This is a genomic window from Gardnerella sp. 30-4 (genome assembly GCF_001641215.1).
In the GTDB taxonomy this organism is placed as follows: domain Bacteria; phylum Actinomycetota; class Actinomycetes; order Actinomycetales; family Bifidobacteriaceae; genus Bifidobacterium; species Bifidobacterium leopoldii.
Map to the genome: position 1 here is coordinate 6,350 of NZ_LXJL01000036.1, position 4,395 is coordinate 10,744.

Annotated in this window: 2 protein-coding genes and 1 pseudogene; 2 read left to right on the forward strand and 1 reads right to left on the reverse strand. The window is 41.6% G+C overall.

All coding sequences use genetic code 11. The features are described from left to right. Nucleotides 1-1,670: pseudogene (locus A5294_RS02970) on the forward strand (FIVAR domain-containing protein); the annotation flags it as partial. Nucleotides 1,671-2,097: 427 nt separating this feature from the next. Continuing rightward, nucleotides 2,098-3,354: a serine/threonine transporter SstT gene (sstT, locus tag A5294_RS02975; RefSeq protein WP_064340424.1), complete on the forward strand. Its 1,257-nt coding sequence runs from the start codon at nt 2,098-2,100 to the stop codon at nt 3,352-3,354. Nucleotides 3,355-3,514: 160 nt separating this feature from the next. On the opposite strand, the gene epsC is transcribed toward sstT, so the two are convergent. Then, entirely contained in the window at nt 3,515-4,354 is an 840-nt protein-coding gene (gene epsC, locus A5294_RS02980; protein WP_064340425.1) for a serine O-acetyltransferase EpsC, read from the reverse strand. Nucleotides 4,355-4,395 lie beyond the last annotated feature (41 nt).

Below are 4,395 nucleotides of genomic sequence, written 5' to 3' on the forward strand. Positions count from 1 at the left end.
CGTTTGATCAGGCTTTGCAAACTGCTCAGACTATTCTTGCTAAGAAGGGTGCAACAGAGAAAGAAATTTCTGATGCTACTACTGCTCTTAAGAATGCTTCTAATGCTCTTAATGGAACTGTAGATACGTCTAAGTTGCAGGCTGAAATTAACAAAGCTGATTCTTTGAAGAAGTCCGTACAGTATACGAATGCTGTTCAGGATAAGAAATCTGAGTATGATACTGCTCTTACGAATGCTGAGTCTGCTCTTGCTGATGCGGAGAATGCTCAATCAGCGAATACTCCTGATCAGAAGCAGACTGCTGTTAATGTTGCGCTGCTTCGACTTCAAACCGCAGCTGCTGCACTAAATGGTGTTGATATTGCTGATTTGCAAGCTGAGATTGCTCTTGAGAATAGTGTGAAAGAATCTGTAAAATACGCGTATGATACTGCTGAAAAGCAGCAAACATATAATAAGGCTTTGCAAGATGCGAAGGAGCTTATATCTAAGCTAGCTGATCCTGCTGGTAAGGGTGTGGATCTTGCTGCTAAGTCTCAATCAGATCGTCAAGCTCTTGTTAATACTGCGTTAAAGAATCTTAAGAATGCTAAAGATGCTTTGAATGGTGTTAATAAGACGGTATTGCAAGCTGAAGTTGATGATGATTCTCACTTTAGCAAGTCATTTGCCTACTTGCTTGGTGAAGCTCCTGATTTGGATGTATATAAGAAGGCGTTGGCTGAAGCTAAACGTGTGCTTGCTGATCCTAATGCTACCCAGGCTCAAGTTGATGCTGCGTTGAAGGATCTTCAGGCTGCAAAGAACAGTATTGCGAATAAGTATAACGGTGCTGGAACCGGCAATATTGGTTCTGGTTCTGGAACAGGCAATGCCGGAACAGGTAATGCCGGAACAGGTAATGCCGGAACAGGTAATGCCGGAACAGGTAATGCTGGAACAGGTAATGCTGGAACTGGTAATGCTGGAACTGGTAATGCTGGAACTGGAACTGGTGCTGGTGCTGGTAATGCTGGTTCTGGTTCTGAAGCTGGTCATGGTGTGAATGATAATGCGCCTACTACTGTGGATAAGGGTGAGTTGAATGTTCAGATTCAGGGTGCTGAGTCTGATTCGCAGCCTGGAAATGCTGGTAACGGTAACGCTGGTGCTGGTGCTAATACTGGTAATGCTGCCAACGCAGCTGGTAAAGCTGATGCTGGTGCAAACTCTGGTAATGCAGGTAACGCTGCTAACACCAATGCTGCCAACGCTAACGCTAATAATGCTAATGGCGTAAATTCTGCTGCTGTGAATGCTGCTGTTGAGAATAATCCGGCTGTGAAGCAGGCGGATGCTCAAGTTGCTAAGGCTCAGGCTGCTCTTGATGCTGCTTTGGCTGAGGCTAAGAAGGTTGCTGCTGATCCTAACGCTACTCAGGCTCAGGTTGATGCTGCGGTTCAGAAGCTTTCTGCTGCTCGTAAGGCTTTGGCTGCTGCTAAGGCTCATGCGGCTGATGTTCGTGCTTCTGTGCGTGCTCAGGTGTTGAAGAGTGGTAGTGTTGCTCAGCTTAGTAAGACTGGTAGTGACGTGTCTGTGTTTGGCTTGTTTGCTGCAACTCTTAGTGCTGCTGGTGCTGCGCTTTTCTCGGCTAAGCGTCGTGGTACTTCTCGCCACAGTAATAAGTAGGATATTTGCTAGCTGGTCTGGTTATTGCAGATCAGCTAGTTTTAGAGCTGCTTAATGTTTGCTTAATTGTATTCAGTAAGTTTGCTGAGTATTGGGTTAATTAGCATAATGAAGTTAATGTAAAATGTGCCTCACTTTGCGTCTTTCTTTACTACGCAAAGTGAGGCATTTTGCTATTTTAGTTTGCGATTACACGGGAAGTTATTGTTGCTTACTATATTTTAAGAGTTATCTTGCTTACAAAGCACTTATTGAAGTGTTTAGTCACTGAGTTGCTAAGTTATTGAAACATTGAAACATTAAACCTTAACGATTTGCATATATATGCATCCTTATGTATAATCTTTAAAAAATAAAATCTTGCAAGTGCTAATACACGTAAAAGAGTATAAAACATTCTGCACAAATTACTATACAGGAGACTCTCATGCACAAGATTGTTCAAAAATGGAATAACATTGACCTTATTTTACGCATTGTAATTGGTCTTTTTCTCGGTGCTGCGCTTGGTATTTTTGTGCCAGCTCACGTCTATGTGCTAGATCTTATGGGAAAACTTTTCGTCAGTGCGCTTAAATCTGTTGCGCCAATTTTAGTATTTTGCCTAGTTATTGGTGCGCTTGCGCAAGCAAAAAGTGTTGGCAATATGAAATTGGTAATAGGGCTGTACGCGCTATCTACGTTTACTGCAAGCCTTGTAGCCGTATGTGCTGCTATGATTTTCCCTGTTGATTTTACTTTTGCTCATGTTGCAGCAGCGTCTTCGCCTTCTCCTCAAGGAATTGGTGAGGTGCTTAATTCACTTGTGCTAAATATTGTTGTTAATCCTGTAGACGCTCTCGTTAAAGGTAACTTTATTGGTATCCTCTTCTGGGCAATTGCTTTCGGTGTTGCCCTGCGATTAGCCGAGCCTTCTACAAAAGCATTTTTCGATAACGTTTCATCTGCTATTGGAAAAATTGTCCACTGGATTATTAACGCAGCACCTTTTGGCATTATGGGTCTTGTTTATACAACAGTTGCAAGTAACGGTCTTCGTATTTTTAGCGAGTATGGTTTCGTTATTGCTTTGTTAGTAGGCACAATGGCTGTTGTTGCTTTGATTCTTAATCCTATTTTGGTTTTCGTGCTTACGCGTAAGAATCCGTATCCTCTTGTTTTTAGAACTTTGCGCGATTCGGGTGTTACAGCGTTCTTCATGCGTTCTTCTGCTGCGAACATTCCTGTAAATATGAATTTGTGCGAAAAGCTTGGATTTAACAAAGATAATTACTCTGTTTCAATACCGCTTGGTTCAACTATTAATATGAGCGGAGCTGCTATAACTATTTCTATCATGTCTTTGTGCGCTGCTCACACGCTTGGTATTCGCGTTGATATTCCAACGGCTGTGATTCTTTCTGTGCTTTCTGCAGTTTCTGCTGCAGGCGCATCTGGTGTGGCTGGTGGTTCGCTTTTGCTTATACCTCTTGCATGCTCGTCGTTTGGCATTTCAAACGATATCGCTATGCAAGTAGTTGCTATTGGTCTTATTATTGGCGTTATTCAGGATTCTTGCGAAACTGCACTTAACTCTTCCACGGATGTTCTCTTTACTGCGGTTGGCGAATATCGCATGTGGCAGCGTGCAGGTATTCAGTTTAAGATGGGCAAGGATCACGAGACTGTGCAACTTAAAAAGTAGCTGTTCTAGCTGTTGCTAGTTTTTGCTAAGTATTCTTGCTAGTGCGCGTTCTTACGTTTTTATGAGCGCGCACTTTTATTATATTTGGATGTTTATTGTAAATAAATCTAACAGATGTTCAAATAAAATAGTAGAAGTGGAATCAGTATTTTAGCGCGCATTAGACTTTAGGGAAGTGGTAGGTTGTGTTTGCAGGAATGCTGCGGTTGATCCACGCGTTTGCTGCAATTACGCTTCCGCTTCCGATTGTGGTTTCTCCGCCTAAGATTGTTGCGTTTGCGTAAATTACAACATTATTCCCAATATTTGGATGTCTCTTTCCACCTTTTATAGGATTTCCGTTCTCGTCTAGCGCAAAACTTTTCGCACCAAGCGTTACTCCTTGATAAAGCTTAACATGTTCGCCGATTACAGTTGTTTCGCCGATTACAATGCCAGTTCCGTGATCAATGCAAAAATATGCACCAATTTTTGCTCCTGGATGAATGTCAATTCCGGTTTTTCTATGAGCATATTCGCTCATAAGTCTAGGAATTAGCGGTACGTTAAGTTCGTAGAGTGCGTGAGCTGTGCGGTGAATAAGCATTGCATAAAAACCAGGGTATGCGAGCGTTACTTCCACTTTGCTTGTACAAGCAGGATCGCCTTCGTATATTGCTTGAATATCTGTTAAAAGTAACTTTTTAATTGTAGGAAGTTTATGTATGAATTGATTGCAAGTTTCTTGAATTTTAATTGAGTTGCTTGTATAGGATTGAAGTTCGTGGAATATAATGCGTTCTATAGTGTCTAACGCGTTTGAAGTAACGGTATTCAAAGTAGCAGTGAGTTGCGCAGTATCGTTACTTACATTGCGTGCATGCAACTCAGGCAAAAGTAACACCTGAGTTGCATGTATGAGCGCAATAATATTGTGATAGTTAGGTATGAATGTAGCTTGCCTTATGTCAGAATCATGAATTGAATTGAGTTTGTTTATAAGGTCAAGATGCTCATTCATACATTAATCTCCAGTATTTTTTTGTTTTCTTTATTTTCTCG